The sequence below is a fragment of the Streptosporangium amethystogenes genome (assembly GCF_000721075.1).
Classification (GTDB): domain Bacteria; phylum Actinomycetota; class Actinomycetes; order Streptosporangiales; family Streptosporangiaceae; genus Streptosporangium; species Streptosporangium amethystogenes.
In genome coordinates this window covers 1-502 of record NZ_JOEQ01000150.1, presented here as the reverse complement: position 1 = coordinate 502, position 502 = coordinate 1, and the positions used below count along the sequence as shown (strand labels likewise).

Genomic DNA, 502 nt, shown 5'->3' with positions numbered 1-502 from the left:
CCATCCGCCGCTGGGCAAGTGGATGATCGGTCTGGGCGAGCAGCTCTTCGGTATGACCCCCTACGGCTGGAGGTTCGCCGGGGCGGTCGTCGGTGTGCTGTCGATCCTGATCCTGGCCAGGGTGGCCCGCCGGATGACCCGCTCGACCCTGCTGGGCTGCCTGGCCGGGCTGCTGCTCGCGGTCGACGGCCTGCACTACGTGCTGTCGCGTACCGCGCTGCTGGACATCTTCCTGATGTTCTGGGTGCTGGCCGGGTTCGCCTGCCTGGTGGCCGACCGCGACTGGGCGCGCGGGAAACTGGTCGACTGGTACGAGAGCTCGCCGCTCAGTGATCAGGGCCCCTGGCTGGGGCTGCGGCCCTGGCGGATCGCGGCCGGGCTCTGCCTGGGCGCGGCCTGCGCGGTCAAGTGGTCGGGGATCTTCTTCCTCGTCGCGTTCGCGGTCATGTCCCTGGTCTGGGACGCCGGAGCCCGCCGGGCCATCGGCCTGCGCAGACCGTAC

Annotated in this window: 1 protein-coding gene; it reads left to right on the top strand. The window is 70.9% G+C overall.

The features are described 5' to 3' along the window. On the top strand, positions 1-502 hold a 502-nt coding region (locus IG98_RS0144040; RefSeq protein WP_037973056.1), incomplete at both ends, for a phospholipid carrier-dependent glycosyltransferase.